The organism is Mesorhizobium sp. M7A.T.Ca.US.000.02.2.1 (genome assembly GCF_003996995.1).
Lineage (GTDB): Bacteria > Pseudomonadota > Alphaproteobacteria > Rhizobiales > Rhizobiaceae > Mesorhizobium.
This window is the reverse complement of the sequence record NZ_RZTT01000059.1, coordinates 1-20484: the sequence shown is the minus strand read 5'-3', so window position 1 is coordinate 20484 and position 20484 is coordinate 1. Positions and strand designations below refer to the sequence as shown.

At 59.9% G+C, this 20484-nt stretch carries 11 protein-coding genes, 1 tRNA gene and 9 pseudogenes; 11 read left to right on the top strand and 10 right to left on the bottom strand.

All coding sequences use genetic code 11. The features are described 5' to 3' along the window. The first annotated feature begins 252 nt into the window (after positions 1 to 252). Positions 253 to 1128, top strand: coding sequence for an AraC family transcriptional regulator (locus tag EOD15_RS08460; protein ID WP_127319538.1), 876 nt, complete (start codon positions 253 to 255; stop codon positions 1126 to 1128). A gap of 27 nt (positions 1129 to 1155) precedes the next feature. On the opposite strand, the gene EOD15_RS08455 is transcribed toward EOD15_RS08460, so the two are convergent. From EOD15_RS08455 to EOD15_RS08430, 5 genes are all read right to left on the bottom strand, one after another. After that, entirely contained in the window at positions 1156 to 3183 is a 2028-nt protein-coding gene (locus EOD15_RS08455; RefSeq protein WP_127408415.1) for an aldo/keto reductase, read from the bottom strand. A 2-nt stretch (positions 3184 to 3185) separates the two neighbouring features. Beyond that, a complete protein-coding gene (ugpC, locus tag EOD15_RS08450; protein WP_127322277.1) occupies positions 3186 to 4313 on the bottom strand; it encodes a sn-glycerol-3-phosphate ABC transporter ATP-binding protein UgpC in 1128 nt (375 codons plus the stop codon). Positions 4314 to 4321: 8 nt separating this feature from the next. Next, positions 4322 to 5158 carry a carbohydrate ABC transporter permease gene (locus EOD15_RS08445; protein ID WP_127256867.1) on the bottom strand — a complete coding sequence of 279 codons (837 nt, stop codon included), beginning with the start codon at positions 5156 to 5158 and terminating at the stop codon, positions 4322 to 4324. Continuing rightward, complete coding sequence (locus EOD15_RS08440) at positions 5155 to 6015, bottom strand: sugar ABC transporter permease (protein ID WP_013530184.1); 861 nt, start codon at positions 6013 to 6015, stop codon at positions 5155 to 5157. Before EOD15_RS08440 ends, EOD15_RS08445 begins: the two co-directional genes overlap by 4 nt. Positions 6016 to 6302: 287 nt before the next feature. Next, the gene (locus EOD15_RS08430; protein WP_127330826.1) at positions 6303 to 7574 is read right to left on the bottom strand and encodes an extracellular solute-binding protein; all 1272 of its coding nucleotides are present in this window, start codon (positions 7572 to 7574) and stop codon (positions 6303 to 6305) included. Positions 7575 to 7659: 85 nt separating this feature from the next. On the opposite strand from EOD15_RS08430, the gene EOD15_RS08425 reads away from it, so the two are divergent. The 3 genes from EOD15_RS08425 to EOD15_RS08415 all read left to right on the top strand — a co-directional run bounded on the left by EOD15_RS08425 (position 7660) and on the right by EOD15_RS08415 (position 10378). Beyond that, complete coding sequence (locus tag EOD15_RS08425; protein WP_024504770.1) at positions 7660 to 8553, top strand: helix-turn-helix domain-containing protein; 894 nt, start codon at positions 7660 to 7662, stop codon at positions 8551 to 8553. A gap of 318 nt (positions 8554 to 8871) precedes the next feature. Continuing rightward, positions 8872 to 8947: transfer RNA gene (locus EOD15_RS08420), tRNA-Phe, on the top strand. 210 nt (positions 8948 to 9157) lie between these two features. Beyond that, positions 9158 to 10378, top strand: a complete 1221-nt coding sequence (locus EOD15_RS08415; protein ID WP_127310301.1) for an integrase arm-type DNA-binding domain-containing protein — start codon at positions 9158 to 9160, stop codon at positions 10376 to 10378. Positions 10379 to 10403: 25 nt separating this feature from the next. On the opposite strand, the pseudogene EOD15_RS36610 reads toward EOD15_RS08415, so the two are convergent. Beyond that, positions 10404 to 10481 (bottom strand): annotated as a pseudogene (locus EOD15_RS36610) (IS6 family transposase); the annotation flags it as partial. An 89-nt stretch (positions 10482 to 10570) separates the two neighbouring features. Here EOD15_RS36610 and EOD15_RS08405 point away from each other — a divergent pair. Beyond that, a pseudogene (locus tag EOD15_RS08405) lies at positions 10571 to 11204 on the top strand (transposase). Between the two features lie 239 nt (positions 11205 to 11443). On the opposite strand, the pseudogene EOD15_RS08400 reads toward EOD15_RS08405, so the two are convergent. Next, positions 11444 to 12489: pseudogene (locus EOD15_RS08400) on the bottom strand (IS3 family transposase). A 188-nt stretch (positions 12490 to 12677) separates the two neighbouring features. After that, on the bottom strand, positions 12678 to 13970 hold the full coding sequence (locus EOD15_RS08395; RefSeq protein ID WP_245463608.1) for an LLM class flavin-dependent oxidoreductase: 1293 nt from the start codon (positions 13968 to 13970) through the stop codon (positions 12678 to 12680). 316 nt (positions 13971 to 14286) lie between these two features. On the opposite strand from EOD15_RS08395, the pseudogene EOD15_RS36605 reads away from it, so the two are divergent. After that, positions 14287 to 14550 (top strand): annotated as a pseudogene (locus EOD15_RS36605) (IS3 family transposase); the annotation flags it as partial. A 139-nt stretch (positions 14551 to 14689) separates the two neighbouring features. Here EOD15_RS36605 and EOD15_RS08390 read toward each other — a convergent pair. Next, positions 14690 to 15472 (bottom strand): class I SAM-dependent methyltransferase, encoded by a 783-nt coding sequence (locus EOD15_RS08390; RefSeq protein WP_127310300.1) that lies wholly within the window; start codon positions 15470 to 15472, stop codon positions 14690 to 14692. An 820-nt stretch (positions 15473 to 16292) separates the two neighbouring features. On the opposite strand from EOD15_RS08390, the pseudogene EOD15_RS08385 reads away from it, so the two are divergent. The 4 genes and pseudogenes from EOD15_RS08385 to EOD15_RS08370 all read left to right on the top strand — a co-directional run. Next, positions 16293 to 17487, top strand: a pseudogene (locus EOD15_RS08385) (IS256 family transposase). Positions 17488 to 17541: 54 nt separating this feature from the next. After that, positions 17542 to 17677, top strand: a pseudogene (locus EOD15_RS36600) (IS256 family transposase); the annotation flags it as partial. Positions 17678 to 17823: 146 nt separating this feature from the next. Beyond that, on the top strand, positions 17824 to 19023 hold the full coding sequence (locus EOD15_RS08375; protein ID WP_127310298.1) for a M24 family metallopeptidase: 1200 nt from the start codon (positions 17824 to 17826) through the stop codon (positions 19021 to 19023). 141 nt (positions 19024 to 19164) lie between these two features. Next, positions 19165 to 19332: pseudogene (locus tag EOD15_RS08370) on the top strand (IS3 family transposase); the annotation flags it as partial. Between the two features lie 82 nt (positions 19333 to 19414). Here EOD15_RS08370 and EOD15_RS08365 read toward each other — a convergent pair. Further along, positions 19415 to 19897 (bottom strand): annotated as a pseudogene (locus EOD15_RS08365) (transposase); the annotation flags it as partial. A gap of 300 nt (positions 19898 to 20197) precedes the next feature. On the opposite strand from EOD15_RS08365, the pseudogene EOD15_RS36595 reads away from it, so the two are divergent. Continuing rightward, a pseudogene (locus EOD15_RS36595) lies at positions 20198 to 20484 on the top strand (transposase); the annotation flags it as partial.

The window sequence follows — 20484 nt, the reverse complement described above, 5'->3', positions numbered from 1 at the left end:
CTCACCAGCCGCACCTCATTCCATTTCGAATTGCAGGCAAGGAATGACAATGGGAAGCTGTTGCCACATGCCGTGGCATGTGTGCAGGACAAGCCGGAAACCGGCTCGCCAACCTCCCTGTCCGCTCCTCGACTGCGGATCTCTCTCGCTTTTCGACGGCGATTATGCGCTTATTCGCGAGCGCGACCAGAGAAGGATTATGCTTTCAAGGGTAATTTTGTGCTGCAGGATTTGATAAACAACGGACAGTCGATGCGCACGATCTCGCTGCCGCGCGGCCGCCAGCGCCTGCACGCCATGCCGACGAGCACGGGCTATGAAGTGCGCGAGGACGAGATCTACGACTGGGATGGGCGCAGGCGCGGCCAGACGCCGTTCACCGTGCTCCAACACACGATCAGCGGAACCGGCCGGCTGCGCTACGAGAACCGCAACTACCGCCTGCAGAAGAACGACACATTGCTGGTGCTGGTGCCGCACAACCACCGCTACTGGCTGGCCGGGGATGAGCGCTGGGAATATTTCTGGATTTCGATGAACGGCGAGGAGGCGCTGCGCATCCACAAGTCGATCCTCAGCGTCTCGGGTCCGGTATTTCGGCTGCAGCCGGCGACGATCGATCATCTTGCCGATTGCAGCTTGCGCCTGATCAAAGGGGCCGCTTCGCCGGGTGCTGCTTCGGCGGTCGCCTATGAGGCTGCGATGGCGCTCTATGACGATGTCTTCGGCTCCCATGCCTTTGCCGAAAAACAGAGCGCCATGCAGCCGGTCATCGATCACATCAATGCCAATCTCGACAGGCCGCTGCCGGTGGCGGACCTGGTCCAGATCAGCGGCCTCAGCCGGGCCCATTTCTCACGCTGTTTCGCCGAGAGCGAAGGCTTGCCGCCGGCCGAGTTCGTGCTGCAGCAGCGTCTGCAACGCGCGGCGAAGCTGCTGACCAAGGCGGATTTTCTGCCGGTGAAGGAGGTCGCCATCCTGTGCGGCTTCGAGGACGCGAACTATTTTTCAAAAGTCTTCCGCCGCTGCTACGGCATCACGCCGAGCCAATTCCGCACCACCGGCATGTATGCCAATTTGCGGACACCGGCCAGGCGTGGCGTCAGGGCGCCTGATGACGAGACCTGACACCGCGACGGTTAAGCCGGCAGCCAGCTAGGCAGCGCGCCGACTGCCGCCATCCAGCCATTCGAGATCGGCTTGCGACAGCGTGATGTCGAGAGCGCGCAGGCTGTCGTCCAGCTCATCCAGCGTGCGTGGCCCGATCAGCGGGATGGATGGGAAGGGCTGAGCGAGCACATAGGCCAGCGCAATATGAATCGGGCTCTTGCCCAGTCTCGCGGCAAGTTCGACCGCCCGGTCGCGGCGGCCGAAATTCCGCTCGGAGTACCAGACCCGCACCAGTTCCTCATTGTCTTGCTTGTCCCGACCTGCGCGATCGGTGAAGAAGCCGCGCCCCTGACTCGACCAGGCGAAATTCGGCATCTGCCTGGATGTCAGCCAGGCCTTCCATGGATCCGTGGAGGACGTGACGCAGCCTGCCCAGATCGGCTCCAGCATTTCAGCCAGCGAGAAATTGTTGGACAGCGCGCCGGGCTTTTGCTTGCCGGTACGCTCGGCATAGGCAATTGCCTCATCCATGCGTTCCATCGTCCAATTCGAGCCGCCGAACGGGCCGCGGATGCGGCCGGCCTTGACCTCACGATCCATCGCATCGACGAATTCGCCGACCGGCACATCCGGATTGTCGCGGTGCATGAAATAGACATCGACATGATCGGTCTGCAGGCGTTCGAGCGACTGGTCGAGCTGCTTGCCGATCACATCGGGATAGCACAGCGGCGAGTGCGCGCCCTTGGCGATGACCACCGATTGCGCGCGCACGTCACGGTTTTTCAACCACTCGCCAAGCAGCTTCTCGGTATAGCCGCCGCCATAGACATAGCCGGTATCGAAGAGATTGCCGCCGGCCTCGAAAAAGGCATCGAGCAGGATCGAGCCTGAGGAAAAGGTACGGAAATCCTCGAAGCCGAGCGCCACCACCGACGCCGGCTTCGACAGGCCAGGAATGGTGCGCTTGGCGATCGCCGTGCCGCCGGACCGCAAAGGCCGGCCGGAGATGGTGTTGGTACGCTGGTGGGCTTTCTCGATCCCGTATTCGAGGCCGGCGGCCGCCCGCCATTTGTCCAGCACACGCAAGGTGCCGAGGCTTTCCGCCCATGCCATGCCAGGCCAGGCGAATTCTTGGCCGCCGGCGCGGATGGCCTCGCCGGCTGCGTCGACCTCGAAGGAATAGACATGGCGCTTCTCTTCGACGCTAATGGTCTCGCGCGCGCCGGTGGATGCGATGATGTCGATTCGGCCGAGGCCGACGTCGCGGTTACCGCCGGCGAACCAGAAGTCCGGCACTTCGATACGGCCCTTTGTGCCCAGGATGCGCAGCACATTGTCCTGGTTGAGCGAAATGCTGCAGGAGACTTCGGCGACAATGCCGCCTGGGAAATGCAGCAGCGCGGACGCCCATTCGTCGACGCCGGACTGGCCCAGATGGGCGGTGCCGACCACCTTGTCCGGCTCGCTGAAGGGCTGTCCCACTGCCGCGCCGGCAATCAGCCGCACCATCGAGACGGGATAGCCGCCGACGTCAAGAATGCCGCCGCCGGCGAGATCGTTGGCATAGAGCCGGTGCTGCGGCATGAAGCCCGGCATGGCGAAGCCGAAGCTCGACTTGATCATCCTGATCTCGCCGACGACGCCGGACCTGATCAGTTCGACCAGCTTCTTGGTCTGCGGGTGCAGCCGGTACATGAAGGCTTCGCCGAGGAATGTGCCGGCCTTGCGTGCGGCGTGCATCATGGCGTCGGCTTCGAAGGCGGTCAGCGCAAGCGGCTTTTCGCACAGCACATGCTTTCCGGCCTCAGCCGCCTTGATCGCCCATTGCGCATGACCGGGATGCGGTATCGAAATGTAGATGGCATCGATGTCGGGATCGGCGAGCAGCGCGTCGTAGCCGTCGAGAATGCGGGCGCCGGGAAAACTCTCGGCGAGGCCGGGCTTGGCGGGATTTCGCGCGCCGATGGCGACCAGCTTTCCGGTGCGCGAAGCGGCCACGCCACCGGCAAAGGACTGGGCGATGCTGCCCGGGCCGAGGATGCCCCAGCGAATGGGCGTGGTTGCAGTCATTGTCATTCTCCTTGAAGGCTGGAAAGGGCCGGCGGCCAGCGCAGCCGCAGCCCTTTTTCGTCGAACAGGTAGGATTTGCGGATGGAAACGGTGATCTCTGATGTGTCGGGAACCTTCGTCGCGTCGCGCTGGATCACCACGTCGTCACCGTTGGCCGTTCTGGCGTAGAGGAAACTTGTGCCGCCCAGGTGCTCGACCACGTCGATGGCAACCACGAGGTCGGCGTCGCCCTCTCCGGCATTGCCGAAATGTTCGGGCCGCACGCCGACAATGACCTTGCTGCCGATTTTTGGGCTGCCCATTTCAGGTGCAGCGCCGGTCAGCGGTTGCGTGATGCAGGTCTTCTCCTGACCCGCCAGCTCGACCACGACACCACGCGCATCGTGCCCGACGACCCGGCCTTTGATGAAGTTCATCTTCGGCGAGCCGACAAAGCCCGCGACGAACTGATTGTCGGGGTTGTCGTAGAGATCGAGCGGCCGGCCGATCTGCTCGATATGGCCGGCGCGCATCACGACGATCCTGTCGGCGAGCGTCATCGCCTCGGTCTGGTCGTGCGTGACATAGATCATTGTCGTGCCGAGCTCCTTGTGCAGCCGGGAGATCTCGACGCGCATCTGGACGCGCAATTCGGCGTCGAGGTTGGAGAGCGGCTCGTCGAACAGGAACACCTGCGGTTCGCGCACGATGGCGCGGCCGATGGCGACGCGCTGGCGCTGTCCCCCGGAGAGTTTTTTTGGGCGCCTGTCCATCAATTCGCTGATGCGCAGGATCTCGGCCGCCCGCTTCACCCGCCGTTCGGTGTCGGCCTTTGGATTGCCGGTCATGCGCAAGCCGAAAGAGAGGTTCTGTTCGACGCTCATATGCGGATAGAGCGCGTAGGACTGGAACACCATGGCGATGCCACGGTCGGCCGGCTCGACATCGTTGACCACCTTGCCGCCGATGGCGATCTCGCCGCCGCTGATGTCCTCGAGCCCGGCGATCATCCTGAGCAGCGTCGATTTTCCGCAGCCGGAGGGCCCGACGAAGACGACGAACTCGCCGTCCTTGATGTCGATGCTGGCGCCATGGACGACCTCGAAGACACCGAAGCGCTTGACGACATTGTTGAGCGTGACCGTTGCCATGCTGCCCCTTACTTGACCGCGCCGGCGGCGATGCCGGCGATGAAATGGCGCTGCAGCAGCACGAAGACGACGAGCATCGGCACCGTCAGCATCACCGCGCCCGCCATGATGCCGCCCCATGACACCTTGGTGAGGCCGATCAGCGTGCCGAGCGCCACCGGCGCCGTCATCGAACCCGGCTGGCTGTTGATCAAAAGCGGCCACAGATAATTGTTCCAGGAGGCGAGGAACAGGATGATGGCGAGTGCGGCCAGCATCGGCCGCGCCAAAGGCAGCGCGACGAAGAGGAAGATGCGCCATTCCTTGACGCCTTCGACGCGCGCAGCATCGAAGAGGTCGTCCGGCATCATCGAAAAACTCTGCCGCATGAACAGCACGCCGAGCGAATTGAACAGCGGCGGCACGATCAGCGCCACCCAGGTGTTGGCGAGCTTGAAGTCGCGCGCCACCATGATGAATTGCGGGATCAGCACGACCGCATAGGGAAGCGTGATGGTGCCGAGGATGATGGCGACAACCACGCCCTTGCCGAAGAACTGGTAGCGGGCCAGCGCCCAGCCGGCCATCGACGTCAGCAGCACCGACAGGATGGTGTAGGTCACCGCCACCGAGACCGAAATGCCGATGGCGCCGACGAAGTTCGTGTCACGCTGCAGATTGTTGAAGTTGTCGATGAAATTGCCGTGCGGCAAAAGCTCGATGCCGGGGCTGAAGATGCCGTTGTCCGGCATGGTCGAGAACACCACCATCATCCACAGCGGAAACAGCCAGATCAGCGCCAATGGCGTCAGGAACAGATGCAGAGCGATGCTGCGTCCCAGTCTGGCGGAGGAGCGCGAACTCATTTCGGTTCCCTCGTCAGCCACAGCTGCGCCAGCGTGATGGCGATCGCCAGCCCGGCCATGGTGTAGGCGACGGCCGACGCATAGCCGAAATTGAGCGACCTAAAACCCTGGCGATAGAGCAGCAGGCCAAGCGTCTCCGTACCGCCGCCAGGTCCGCCGCGTTCGGTGATCAGGAACGGCTCGGTGAACAGCTGCATGGTGCCGATGATCGACAGCACAAGACAGAATACGATGACCGGCTTCAAGAGCGGCAGGGTGATGTAGAAGAACTGCTTGAGCTTGCTGACGCGGTCGAGCGTCGCCGCTTCGTAGACATCTTCGGGAATGGACTGCATGCCGGCGAGCAGAATGATGGCGTTGTAACCGGCCCAGCGCCAGGTCACCGCGATCATGATCAGCGCCATCGCCGGCGTGACGTTGGAAAACCAGTCGATCTTGGGCAGGCCGACGCTGTTCAAAAGCTTGTTGATGATGCCGAAATCGAGGTTGAACATCAGCCGGAACACCGCCGAATAGGCGACCTCGCCGACCACCACCGGGGCGAAGAAGGCAAAGCGGTAGAGGCCGCGCGCCTTCAAGAGCGGCGAGTTCAACAGCACCGCCATGACAAGCGCCAGCGAGATCATCACCGGCACCTGGATGACAAGGATGAGCAGCGTGTTCTTCAGGGCGTTGAAGAAGGCCGGATCGCCGATCAACCGGCCCCAGTTGAAGCTCGGCGCGAACCGCCACGGCACGGTACGCGTCGCCTGGAAGGAGATCATGAAGGAGCTGATGATCGGCCATACCCAGAAAATCGCGAAGATCAGCAGATAGGGCGTGAGGAAGCGATAGGCCGTGGCGTTGCGATTGCGCATTTTTGCCTCCTTCCCTTTTGCTTTCCGCCCGTTCGGGTGGCGTGTCGGTATTCAATCTTCGAGGTCTGCGCCGCCCCTCACCTGCCTGCCGGCATCCTCTCCCCGTATAGTGACGGGGAGAGGGGCGCTGTCATCAACGGTTTCGTCAATCACCGGCGTTGCAGGAAGGGCGCCGGCGCTGCGGCAATCTCCCTTCTCCCCGTCACTATACGGGGAGAAGGTCCCGGCAGGGGGATGAGGGGCAGCGCCAACGTTCCCGCAGGACGCATCACTCGGCCCGCCGGCGGTCATGACTTGACGGGCAGTCCGGTCGCCGCCGCGATCTGGCTTGCGGCATCGTCGAGTGCCGTCTTGGCGTCGGGATAGCCGCCGGCCAGATACTTGGTCTGCACGGCGCGGACGATGATTTCGGCGTCGCTCTGGAACTGCGTGCCGCGGCTCGGAACAACCTTCGGCAAGGTGCCGAGAATGTCCTTCCACACCGCCTGGCCGCCCCAATAGGGCAGACCTTCCGAGACGTAGGGGTCATTGAGCGCCGAGATCAGGGACGGCACCAGGCCGAACTCCTTCAGCATCGTGATCTGGCCTTCATTGGTTCCGAGCGTGTATTTCAGATAGGCGTAGGCGGCCTCCTTGTTCTTCGACACCGAGGTGATAGCCAGCGAGGAACCGCCCAGATTGGCGGCGCGCGGCCCGTCGGCGGTGAGGCTCGGCATCAGATAGACGCCCCATTTGCCGTTTTCACCGGCAGATTCGGTGCGAATGGTGCCCTCATACCAGCCGCCATAGATCTGGGTGGCGACGGTGCCGGCGGTGTTGTTGGTGATCTTGGTGCCCCAGTCGGCCGACGAGATGATGCCGGCGTCCTTCATCTCCTTGACCTTGGTCATGGCATCGACGCATTTGGGCTGGTTGACCGTGATCGATTGTCCGTCCTCGGAGAAATAGGCGCAGCCCTGTTCGTTGGAGATCATGCGGAAGAATTCCGAGTCACCGTTGAAATCGGCATTGGTCATCGAGACGCCAGGATTGGCGGACTGGATCTTCTTGCCCGCGGCGATGAAATCGTCCCAGGTCTTGATCGACGCCGGGTCGACGCCGGCCTTTTCGTAGAAATCGCGGCGATAGAACGCGGCAACCGGGCCGGAATCCCACGGCATTGCATAGGCCTTGTCGCCCACTTCCAGCTCGGTGCGCTTGAAATCGGGGAACTTTTTCTGGTCGTCGGCTGTGTAGCCGAGCGTATGCAGGTCAACGAAGCAGTCGGGGAACTGGCTCCAGTAATTCTCGGCCTCACCGTTCTCGACGGTGACGATGTCGGGCAGCCCGACGCCGCCGGCGGCGCAGCCGGCGATCGACTTGTCGTAAGTCGGCTGGTTGCCGAGATCCTGGACGGTGACCTTGACGTCGGGAAATTGCTTGTTGAAGCCGGCAATGGTCGCCTTCAGCGATGAAGCCGCGACATTCCAGCTCCAGATGGTGATTTCGCCGGATTGCGCGAAGGCCGGGGCTGAGCCCAAGGCAAGCGCGAGCGCGGCGCAGGTCATTGTGATGCGCATTGAAATCCTCCCATTTCATTTGCTCTCTCACTGTGAGCGTGGCTAGACTATGCAGTGGGCAAGGCCTGTCGCCGTCAAAAGGAATATGAAATTGGCGGAAAGTAAGATGCCTGAACGGCCGTTCTACCAGCCTGGGGCCAGCAGCGTGGAAGGCCTGCCGCTGCTTCTGCAGATGTTTCACACCAACCCGTTGGTGATGCTCAAGCCGCACTGGCACGCCCAGGTCGAGGTTAATTTCATCGTGCGCGGCAGCGTGCATTACCGCATGAACGACCACGAGATTTCGCTTTCGGCCGGCGAGATGTGCCTGTTCTGGGGTGGCCTGCCGCACCAGATGGACGATTTGTCCGACGACGCCATCTATGCCGGGGCGCATCTGCCACTGGTGCATTTCTTCCGGCTGCACCTGCCCACTGATATAAGGCACCGGCTGATGACCGGCGCGACACTGGTGACATCAGCCACCGACCAGTCCGACAACCATAATTTCGAGCGCTGGAACCGCTACGCCCGGTCCGGCGACCAGGCCAAGGCCGAACATGCCGTCAACGAATTGCTGCTGCGGCTGGAGCGGGTGCGGTTCGAGCCTTACCGGCTGGTATCCGCAACTCCGACCGACCAGGAAACAGGCAGCCCCTTCGACCAGCAATCGTCGCGCAATGTCGGACGCATGTGCGATTTCATCGCCGAAAACTTCCTCTACGACATCGATTGCGTGAACATCGCGGCGGCCGCCGACATCCATCCCAAATATGCAATGAGCCTGTTCAAGAAATCCACCGGCATGACGCTCAACGAGTATGTGAACCTGTTGCGGCTGAGCTATGCGCAGGCGCTTTTGATGCATCAGGACGCCAATGTGCTGCGCGTCGCCATGGATTCGGGCTTCGGCTCGCTCAGCGCCTTCAACAAGTCGTTCCGCAAGCTCGCCGGCATGTCGCCCTCCGATTTTCGTAGAGGCGTGACCGGCGCCAGATAGGTAGCGGCGACCAATGCGGGTCTGAGCCGCGAAGCATTGTGCGCCTCGATCGTCGGCTAAAGGCAGTGCCACGGCATGTCAGCCGGCAATAGCGGCACGGACAAGAATGGCGAAGGCCGCATCGTGCCATGCCGTGCCCGATTCCGGCCCGCAAGCGGCATGGAAACCGGGGCACCGCACGGCATCGCTTTTCCTGCCTGAAATCGCCCACTAGGCGCTGGACAGGCCGAATTCCCGTGCTATAACCCACGCGCTTTCAAGGGGCGCCCCACGGCGCCTCGATGAAATCCGGTCTGCGAGTTTTCGTTGCCGGAAAAGGCCCAGATAGCTCAGTTGGTAGAGCAGCGGACTGAAAATCCGCGTGTCGGTGGTTCGAATCCGCCTCTGGGCACCATCCCCTGTTCTCCCGATAGTCTCCTTCGCCGAAGCTTCTACGCTTCTGTTTCTGCAAGCAGCGGAAATCGTTGCCGATTTTGGCACACAAGGTGCAGTTGGTCGGGTCTTGTAGAATTTCGGGGTAGTTGGTCCAACGAGGCGGAGGGCTGGTATTTCTGCTGGTATTGGACATTCTGATGGTATCGTCCAGCCAAATGGAGCCCCGAAAATGGCCCTTTCCGATGTGAAATGCCGAAATGCCCGACCCACTTCCAAGCTCATGAAATTGTCTGACGGTGGTGGGCTCCAGCTTTGGGTGCAGCCTACCGGATCTCGCCTTTGGCGCCTCGCCTATCGTTTTGGCGGCAAGCAGAAACTTCTGGCGTTGGGCAGCTATCCCCTAATCTCCCTCGCTGAGGCACGCGAGGCGCGCGATACGGCCAAACGCCTACTCCTTCGTGGCATCGACCCGGCACAGGAGCGTAAGTTGCAAAAGTTCCATTCGGCAAAGGACACGTTTCGCTCAATCGCGGAGGAATATGTCGACAAGCTGAAGATGGAAGGACGTGCCGATAGGACCATCACCAAAGTCAAATGGTTGCTCGATTTTGCCTATCCATCCTTTGGCGACAAAGGCGTCCGGGAGATCGATTCGGCCACAATTCTTACCGCTCTAAGGAGCGTGGAAGCTCGCGGTCGATACGAGTCGGCCAGGCGACTGCGCTCCACCGTCGGGAGCGTGTTGCGGTACGCAATCGCGACCGCACGCGCCGAGGCAGATCCGACTATCGCTTTGAGGGGCGCACTCATCAGCCCGACAGTCACGTCGCGTGCCGCAATTACCGATCCTAAGGCCTTGGGAGGCTTGCTGAGGGCGATCGATACATTTGACGGACAGGCTACAACCCGAGCCGCCCTGAAGCTGATGGCGCTGCTGTTTCCCCGGCCCGGCGAGTTGCGCGCGAGTGGATGGGACGAGTTCGATTTCGAAAGCTCGGTGTGGACCATCCCTGAAGGACGGATGAAGATGCGACGGCCGCACCGCGTATCCCTTTCAAGGCAGGCCGTCAGCGTCCTGACCTCACTTAAAGAAATCTCTGGTGGTGGATCGCTGCTGTTTCCTAGTGTTCGATCGGTTTCGCGTCCGATTTCCGACAATACGCTTAACGCCGCCCTGCGCCGTATGGGCATTGGCAAGGAAGAAGCTACGGCGCACGGTTTTCGAGCAACGGCATCAACTCTGCTAAACGAATGCGGGAAATGGCATCCGGACGCCATAGAGCGTCAGCTGGCCCATATTGAGAACAACGACGTTCGTCGTGCGTATGCCCGGGCAGAGCACTGGGAAGAGCGGGTCAAGATGATGCAATGGTGGGCCGATTATCTGGATGAACTGGAGAGCAAAAACGCGCGAGTGATCTCAATCGGGAACCGTGACATCATTAACTGAAGGCTCAGTTGGAGAAGGGAAGTAGCAGCCAAACTGCATGCGCAATGATCTCGCCAGGAAAACGATGGCGGCGATAGAGCGGATCTCGAACAATCTTCAACATCGTGACCTGATGCGGTGGACGGCCTCCGCTCCCGGCATCGCAATGTGCCAAAGTGTGGCTGTCGAAAGTCACATAAGGGAGAGCCGTCCATGGAGAAGGTTAGCACAGTCGGTTTGGATATAGCCAAGCACGTCTTTCAGATCCGCGGCGTAGAAGCGTTGGGCGTGGCAGTCCTCCGCCGAAAGCTGCGTCGTGACGATGTCGCTGGTTCCTTCAAGGTGTTGCCGCCGTGCCTGATCGGAATCGAGGCGTGCGCGACCGCACACTACTGGGCTCGGGTCCTAATGGCGCTGGGTCACGAGGTTCGGCTCATGCCGGCGTCGTACGTCAATGTGAAGAGGCAGAAGAATGAGGCGATGGATCCCGAGGCGATCTGCGAAGCGGTTGAGCCGTCTGCTCGATACAACTCCTCGAATAGGTCCAATCACTGCAAGCGATCGCTGCGACCGTAGCGGCGAAACTCATCGGGTGGTAAAGAAAGACCGCCTCGGCAGGATCAGCAAGCAGGGCGATCCATATCTCCGTCGTCTACTCGTGGTCGGTGCCCACGCCGTGCTCCGATTCAGCGCAAAAAGCAAAGTGGCGTCTACCCGCTGGGCTACCGAACTGCTGGCGAAGAAACCATATAACGTCGTCGCCGTCGCCTTAGCGAACAAGATGGCGAGGACCGTCTGGGCGTTGATGGCGACCGGCCAACGCTTTGAGGCTTCCGGCATTGCATGATGGCGGTCGCGAAGGATTCAGAGATTGGTGAGGTGCTGATGGTGTGATGGCGAACCGTCGAGCCGGGGTCGGACTAACCCGCTCAGTGGGTGCCGCTTGAAAGCGCGTTAACCTGTCTGGGATCCGATCAGCGGACTACATCAGGGCCAGCGACATGAACGAGCCGCACTCAAAGGCCGAATACATGCCTGCACCAGAAGCGCCGAGAAAGCCCTTTAAGGTAGAGTTTCCCGGCTTTCTCACGATGGCGGGCTGGCGGCGCCATTGGGATTAAGCAACGAGATCGGGGCCTTGTGCCCGATCGCCACATGCGGGCGCACCTCGTTGTAGTATCTGCGCCAATCCTTCGGTCGCGTCGGCAAGGGTCAGGAACCAGTGGGCGTTCAGGCACTCCGCCCTGAAGCGGCCGTTGAAGGCTTCGATGTAGGCGTTGTCGGTGGGCTTTCCCGGCCTGCTGAAGTGGAGCGTCACGCCTTTCGCCTAGCCCATAGGTCGAGGTCGCGGGAGACGAACTCAGAGCCTTGGTCGACGCGGATCGTCTTCGGATAGCCGATCTTCGGACAGACCTGTTCCAGTGCCCTGACCACATCCTCCGCCCGATAGCCGAACCGCGGGTCGAGCACAGGCACATGGCGGGAGAACGTGTTGACGACCGTCAGCACACGGATCTTCTTGCCCGTCGCGAGCTGGACGAAGTCCATCCCCAGACGTCGTTCGGCCCGACGGCTTCCTCCCGGCCTTCCCGCAGCTTCGCCTTCACACGCCGGCTCGGCGTCTTGTTCCTGAGCTGCAGACCCAAGTCCCTGTAAGTTCGATAGGTTCGCTTCATGTTGATGTCCCAGCCCTCGCGCGTGAGCATCACGTGCACGCGCCGGTATCCCTAGCGGACCCGTGTGGCGCAGATGTCCTTGATCCGAGCTTCGATGCCGGCCTGACATCGCGGCGGCGGGACTTGTAGTGATAGGTTGACGTGTCGAACTCCAGAACCCGGCATGCTCGCCGGATCGACACGTTCCACTCATCACACGTCTCGGCCACCAGCTCGCGTTTGCGACCAGGCCTCACAGTGTTCGATTGACGTCCTGCAGCATCTCCTTGTCCAAGGACAGATCGGCCACCAGCTTCCTGAGGTTGCCGTTCTCGTCCTCAAGCTGCTTCAGCCGCTTCATCTTGGTGGGCAGCAGTCCGTCGTATTTCCTCTTCCAGTTGAAGTACGTCGCCTGGCTGATCCCGCCCTCCGACAGATCTCCGCGACGGGGATTCCGTCCGGCCCCTGCTTCAGAATGAACGCCTACTGCGCGTCCGAGAACTTCGATGCCTCCATCGCCTTCAGCTCCTCCCAGCCAAGGGATGTTACCGCGGAAACTCCACTTTGAACGATCCAGTTTTCAGGGATCAGAGAGTCAGAGGAATCGCTTTACACCGCAGATTTCCCTCAGTTTTCAGTTAACGTTGCGGTGCCCTTGGGAGGCCTTACACCTTAAGCGTTTCTCTGAGTGTCGAGCCCGGATACTCCCTGCGGAAGAGTCCACGCTTTTGGAGGATGGGCACGACTGATCGAGTGAAGGCCTCAAAAGAGCCGGGCATTTCAGTGGGCGTGACGATGAACCCATCGCAGCCCTTCTTCTCGAAAAATTCCTGGAGTTGGTCGGCCACGCTCTCGGGCGTGCCGACGAGTTGAGGACAGAGCTCGCTTGTGGCGAAGCGCTTCGCCGCCTCTCCGAGCGTGAGATTGCCGGCCTTGGTCCCCTGCAGGATGACATCGAAGGAGCCACGAGAGCCGGCCTCTGCCGGAATGTCGCTAATCGGCTTGTCTATCGGCCATTGTGACAAGTCGAGTCCGGTATGGGCTGACATTAAGGGGATCCCGATGCGAGGTTCGACAAGTTCATTGATGTAAGCCTGCTTCTCGCGCGCAATCGATTCCGTTTCGCCGACGATCGGGTCCACCGAGACCAAGATAGAGCAATCGTCCGGATTCCGCCCCCCGCTGTCGAGGCGATGCTTCATGTCAGCATAGAACTCCTGCATGTCCGGCAACGAATGCTGGAGCGTAAAGACGAGCTCGGCGTAGGTGGCGGCAAATTTGCGTCCGCGCAGTGACGATCCGGCCTGCATGATGACCGGATGCCGCTGAGGGCTCGGTGGAACGGTGAACATGCCACTCGCACCGACGAACTTCCCGGCGATCTCGGTGCGGCGCATCTTCGCTTCGTCAATGAAGTCGCCGCTTTCCTTATCGATGACGAGGGCGTGATCGGACCAACCCGTCCACATGTCAAGACAGACATTTAGGACCTCCTCGGCGCGGTCGTAGCGTTCGTCGCGCCCCGGGAGCGCATCCTTGCCGAAATTCTGCGCCGCCCGGTGGTATGAGGAAGTCACGATATTCCAAGCGATGCGGCCGCCGCTCAGCACATCGAGCGATGAAAGCACTCGGGCTATCGCATAGGGCTCTTGGAAGCTTGTGGAAATGGTCACGCCGAGTCCAATGCGCGACGTCGCTCGCGCCATCATCGCGATAAGAGGGACAGGATCAAGTAGCGACATCTGCCCTCCCCGAGCCATAGCGTTTTCGCTGTGGAAGCACAGGGTATCGGCAAAGAATAATCCGTCAAATCTGCCGACCTCAAGGGTTCGAGCCAGCGTTTCCCAGAATGCCGGGTCGAGAAACCTGTTTTCTGTTTCTGGATGACGCCACATGCCGTGATGATGGAAAGTTGGCCCGGCCATGAGAAACGCTACGAACTTCATTTGTCGTGACATTCTGCTTTCCTCTTCATTTTTTAATTTATGTATACGTGCTACCGAAGCAAGGGTCGCGCCAATCTAGAACTCCTACTGCTACGTAGCTGTTTTACATTCATTTTCTTAAGCCACTAGAGGGCAGAGCCAAACTGTCCCGCAAGGCGCAAGATATACCCCAGCTATTGGCGGATTAAGGACATTGTGATGTCCTTTGCGATCAGGCCCGCGATAGGATCAGAGAAGTCAATTTGTATGCGATCATGCCTTTTTTCTCGCCTCGGACGGTTTCTTTGGGTGAACACAATCGATATTGCGAACCATCGCTCGAACTCGCCAATACGCCTTAATCGAATTCACTGAGAGCTCGGCGGAGACCAGCGTCGAGACCTCGGTTGGGAGCGTCGGCAATTTCCTTGACAACGCTCTGTCGTAACGACTACCGCTCTACACAAGGCCGAGGTGATCCCTCCATGCGGACCATGGCGTTACGTCGAGGCCGTGGCGTTCGCGACGCTGGAATGGATCGACTGGTCCAGTAATCGCCGGCTGCTGGAGCTTATCAGCAACATCCCGCCGGCCCTTAGGGGAACGCTACTAGGCCATACTCGAAAAGCTAGCCATGGCGGCGCGTCTCAAAGCAAACAGCAACCTGGCGCGCGGTTCATACAGCTTGTCATCTCTACCTCTTGACTAAGCCCAGGCTCCATGACGAAATCGATTAGCTTTATGTGATCACCTCACCCGCGTTGAGCATGCCATGCGATAGAGCGAAATCGCAGGCTGGCCGGCTGCCACCTTCGAAACGTCTCCGCAATCATTTGCAGTATGGAATTCCAATGCTCAGGTGAGACTTGACTCGGGATATCATGTCTCCCAGCCCAAAACTTGACAAACCGCTCTTCGCTCATGGATACAGCTTCGGTGCTAGCGAGAGAGATGCAGTTGCCCAGATTGGGATATTGATTGAGGAGCGGTTCGTAGGTTCCCATTTGACCGACGAGTGTAGTAACCGCCCGTCGCAAAGCGGGTGCCATATCGCGTATCCTATTTTCGATTTCAAGTTGAAAGGGATCCCTCTCAAGATCTGCAAGAAGGGTCACAATGGTGAAAAACCCGCGAGGCCGCAAGATTCGCATGCTTTCGCGAAGTGCTTCGCGCGCGTTCGTCAAATGGAACGACAGGCTGTAGCAAACCCAATCTAGCGATGCGTCGGCGAGGCCCGTGCTTTCTCCCGGTGCATTGATCCAGGAAACGGCAGGATAAGTTGGGCCTAGCTTTCGCCCCACCTCAACCATCTGACTATCAGGTTCCACAGCATACCCTGAAAGTCCCATGTCAGCTAAGGCATAGGCAATTTGGCCAGTACCTGCGCCGATATCCCCGAAGATCGGACGCTCGGCGGAGTGCTTTACTTCATCGAGAAGAGATTGAAGGACTCGCCGGGAAAACGGAGGGAACGCAGGATAAAACTTCGCTATTTCGGAAAAGCTTCCAAAAGACCGCCTACTCGTAACTTCCATCTTCTACTCCACTGCGTTGTTGACTTCTTACATCGGGCCATTCGCTATGAGCCCCGGCAGCCCAGCCGGCGCGCTGCCTTGGAAGAAAGGCTTCAAAAATCGTGCCAACTTGTCTATCGAACTGGTGCGAAGAATTTTCGACCAGTTTGCGCCGTCTACCTGCGGATGAAAAATGAGCCATCGGCCAAACAAGCCTGTCACAGCCGCGACAAACCCGACAATTGTCGCATCGTTCGTCTGAATTGCTCCTGAATAGTAAGTTGTGCCTTCTGTGATTGCTGCCTCTGATACAAGAAGTATCTGAGGCAATGAGGGCGTAGTCGCGTGGCTCTGCTAAAGGCCTTCGTGCCTGGCATTTTCAGAGGCCGTTTATGATGATAGCGGGTCCGGTTCGAACTCATTTCCGAGCACGGCTGCTTGGGGGCAACGGCTTTCCTGATCTGGATCTACCTTACGTCGGCTCGGCCAAGCGAAGCATTCGCCCAGGCCTGCCTTGTGCGCCCAGAGATCCGTGGAACCGTGTGTCGCCCCAGCGCGCTGACCCGGTGCAGCAAAGGTTCGCCGTCTCAGCATCTCGAAGCGCTCCGGAGAACCAACGAACCCCTAGGTGCATTGCCTCAATGCGAACTGCCAAGCTGTCCTTCACGGCGGTGACCCGAGTGGGCAAAGATAGAACACTTCCTAATTGAAACGGTAGGCAGGGACCTCTTCAACGGAGAAAGGGGTAGTGTGCTGAGGGTTCGGCAAATTCGCTGAGAGAGGGCGGTCATGGCAGGCTGGTGATGTTCAACGTCACCGATTCCCTGGAAGGAACGCCACCATGACCAAGACAGAAAGTAAGACCGCCAGCGCTGCCGTCAAAGACATTCTGCTTTCGAACCCGGATGGATTGCACGAGGTGATCCGCGCGGTGATGCAGGAGGTGCTCGAGGCCGAGATGGACGAGGCGCTGGGTGCTTCGAAGAGCGAGCGCACACCGGAGCGTCTCGGCTACCGCTCGGGTTACTATGGCCGTACCCTTGTTACGCGGGTCGGCAAGCTTGAGCTGCGGGTTCCGCAGGACCGGGCGGGCCGCTTCTCGACCGAACTTTTCGAGCGTTACCAGCGTTCCGAGCGGGCCTTGGTGGCCACGCTTGCGGAGATGTATGTGCAGGGCGTGTCGACCCGGAAGGTCAAGGCGATCACCGAAGAGCTGTGCGGCCATGCGTTCTCGGCCTCGTCGATCTCGGCCATCAACAAGCGGCTGGACGAGAGCCTGAAGGCCTTTGCCGAATGCCCGCTTCAGGAGCCCTTTGCCTATCTCATCCTCGATGCCCGCTACGAGAAGGTGCGCGAGGCCGGCATCGTCACGAGCCAGGCGGTGCTGATCGCGGTCGGCATCGACTGGGACGGGCGGCGCCAGATCCTGGCAGTGGAAATGGCCAATCGCGAAAGCCGCTCGGCCTGGAGGGATTTCCTCGTCGCGCTGAAGACGCGCGGCCTCAAGGGCGTCGAGCTGGTTGTCTCTGACGACCATGCCGGCCTGGTCGCGGCGATCGGCGGGGTGATCCCCGAAGCCGCCTGGCAGCGCTGCTACGTGCACTTCCTCAGGAACGCGCTCGATCACCTGCCGAGAAAGCACGGCGACGACTGCCTGCAGGAGTTGCGCTGGCTCTACGACCGGCGCGATCTCGCCGAGGCCAAGGCCGATCTCGCCGCATGGCTTGCCACATGGTCGGGCCGCTATCCGCGCCTGACGAGCTGGGTAGAGGAGACCATCGAATGCACGTTGACCTTCTTTGCCTGCCGCGCCAGCACCACAAGCACCTGAAGTCCACCAACATGCTGGAACGCCTCAACGAGGAAATCCGCCGGCGCACCTATGTCGTGCGCATCTTCCCGAACGCCGAAAGCTGCCTGCGCCTGGTCAGGGCGCTGGCCGTCGAAACCAACGAAAACTGGATGGAGGCCAACCGCTACATCAACATGGACGACTGCGCGAGCACAAGAAGCTCGCTTTGCGCCAAGCCGCATGACCAGCTTCATGGCCGCCCCTTTTTGCAGAACTTGACGCACACAACCGAAAAGGGCTCGATCACCTGTGTAGGGAGCATGGCGCATTGCATGTAGGAAGTGTGCGCTGGGTCTATGACCGACGCGATCTCGCAGCATGGCTGGCCAAGTGGTCGCCAAGCTATCCCTGAGCTGACGAACGGAGTGGAGGAAGCGGACAACACACGGCTAGACGGCGTCGATCTGGAGGAAATGGCCGGGCCATTTCGGTTTGCTGCCCTTGGGCAGGCGTATGGCGTAGCGCTTGCTGACAAGGCGGAAGCGGCGGCCGCCAAGCTGCGGCGCAAAGACGGGTATAAATGCCGGCCCCTTTAATTGAGGTGAGACACATGTCCGATAGACTACTCGTGCGCAGTGATGAGTACGCGAGACGCATCGACGCACTCCGGAAGTGCATGGCAGAACAATCTCTTGATGCGTTTGTGATCTCAGACCAAGACCACTTTGAATATTTTACAGGCTACAAGTCCCTGTTCTGGATCTCTAAAGCTCGGCCGTACTTTCTGGTCGTTCTGAAAGAGAGCGACACGGTGATGGTCGTGGCAGCCGCTGCCGAAGCGAAGACATTTTCTCAAACGCCCGAGCTGCCTGCAGGTGTGATGCACCGGCAGTATTCCGGCTTCATCGAGGGTGCGGTTGATAAAGTGGTCGAAGTTCTCGGGCAGGCCGACCTTCGCAGAATTGCGCTTGATTATGGATTCGAGAGTTTCGGCCTCGGTTCCCTCAGTTTGCTTGACAAGCTAAACGCCCAATTTCGTGCAGCACAGCTCTTGGAAGGTGCAGATTTCATTTGGCCCATCCGAATGATCAAGACGCCGGCGGAAATTGCCCAGAAGCGGCTTACGCTCGGGATCGCGCATGGCGCGTTCCACCATTGCTTGAACAATTTGACGCTGGGCACGACGGAAAAACGATTCGCCAAGGCCTTGACCCTCGAGCTGATCGAACGTGGCGCCGATTCGGTTCCGTGGCTCCCGGTGCGTTTTGGACGAGAGGATTTCGCTTATAGCCTGCCGCCGAGCGATCGGGCGCTGGCAAAAGATGATTTCATTTGGGTTGATATCGGTTGCTGCATGTTGGCTTCGACTTCAGACGTCAATCGGATTGCGAAGGCCGGCCGCGTCACCGACGAAGAGCAAAGCATTTACACTCAGGTTCGAAACATAACAACCGCGACCTTGTCTGCAATTAGGCCGGGCATGACCGGTGCCGATGTCTACGGCGCGTTCGAAGCGTTTGCCAAGCAAACTGAGTTGGGGTTGCCGAGCGCAACTGCGTCCCGGATCGGCCATGGGTCCGGACGCAACCTGACGGAGCCACCCTCGATCGCGGCTACCTCGAAGGAGGTGATTCATGAGGGGATGATCATCCACGTCGAGCCGAAATACGAAATGTGCGGTGGAGTATTCCAGTTGGAGGAGGTTGCCGTGGTGACAAAGAACGGCGCAGAATTCATTACAACGCTTTCTGCAGAACGATTTCCCGAAATTTTGCTCTAATTGGAATTATTCATTCGGAGAATAATCGACGCGGATTTACCGCCTTCTTCGCGAACACTCTGGTCTTGCGGTGAGCCGACACAAAGATAGGCCCCTCTGAGCATGTCTCAGCTGCGAAGCGCGCCGTCGCTTCAGCGGGCAATGAGCGAACGGCGGGCGTGTAAAGCCATCGGCTGTTGCCGCATGACGGTTCGCTACGAGACCAGCAGGCCGGACGACCGCGAGCTTCGCGAGCGGATGAAGGCGATCGCGCAGGAGCGTCGCCGGTTCGGCTACCGGCGTCTTCTCGTGATGCCGCAGGAAAGCGGCCCTCACCTCCTCGATACGAGCTTCTGATCCAGGCGGAAGACCCGAGATTATCTACAGGGTCATCGAAGCGATGCCCTTACGGCTAGCTGACAGAGGTTCTTCCACCTGGCACCCGCCCTTCAACGACGAAGGGCCGGAAGTCGGAACCACCTTTGACGACAGCGTGCACGACGCGGGCCATCTTGGCGGTGATAGCGGTCATTGCCTTGCGGCGTAGATCGGGATTGTCGCGATCGCTCGCAATGTAGCCTTCGAACTTATGACGGAAGCCATTCTCCCGCTGGCGGATTCGCGACTTGTCCGGCGATCCACAGGGTAGGGCGCAGCCGAGCATTGCCGAATTGAAAAGGCGGGTCTGGCCCCGATATTGGCCTGACTGCTGTGTCGAGAGGTCCAGCCTGCAGAACTTTAGAAACTGGCGACGATGAGCGAAACGGCGAAGATCGCCGGCTTCGGCAATGATGGTCAATGCGTTGATCGGTCCAATGCCCGGGATTTGTCGCAGGAGCTGATAATCCTGGCTGTGCCGCAACAGCTCGTCGGCCTGCGCTTCGATCTCATTGCGCAAGCATGCGATCCGAGTGCTCCGTCAACGCGCGTCGAAGATACCTGGCAACAAGAGGCACAGCCTTCGCTACGGCGGCGATGTTCGCGAAGCGCTCGTGGTGTTTGTGGGAGGCATCGGAGCGGCTGTGTTCCAAACGGCTGCGGCCGTTGATACCTGTCTTGCTGCCAGCGCTTGAACGGCATGGCCGGCTAGAGCTCGATCCGCGGCAAGCTGCTGACAATGAGCCCGGCGACGATGGATCGGCTTTTGGCGGAGGTACGTGTTGTGGCTCGCGGCGGCCAGCGCCGGCGAGCAGGAATGAGTTCGGCCGTTCGCCGATCGGTGCCGGTGCGCACCTTCGGGGACCGGAATGATCCGCCGCCCGGTTACGTCGAGGTCGATTTCGTGGCGCATTCCGGCACATCTTCGTCCGGCAGCTTTGTGCAGACGATGGTGTTGACCGATATTGCCACGGGGTGGACTGAATGCGTTCCGGTCCGCACACGCGACAGCGGCAATGTGATTGTGGCGATCAAGCAGGCCCGCTCGTTCTTTCCCTTCCCCCTGCTCGGCGTAGATTTCGACAACGACAGCGCCTTCATGAA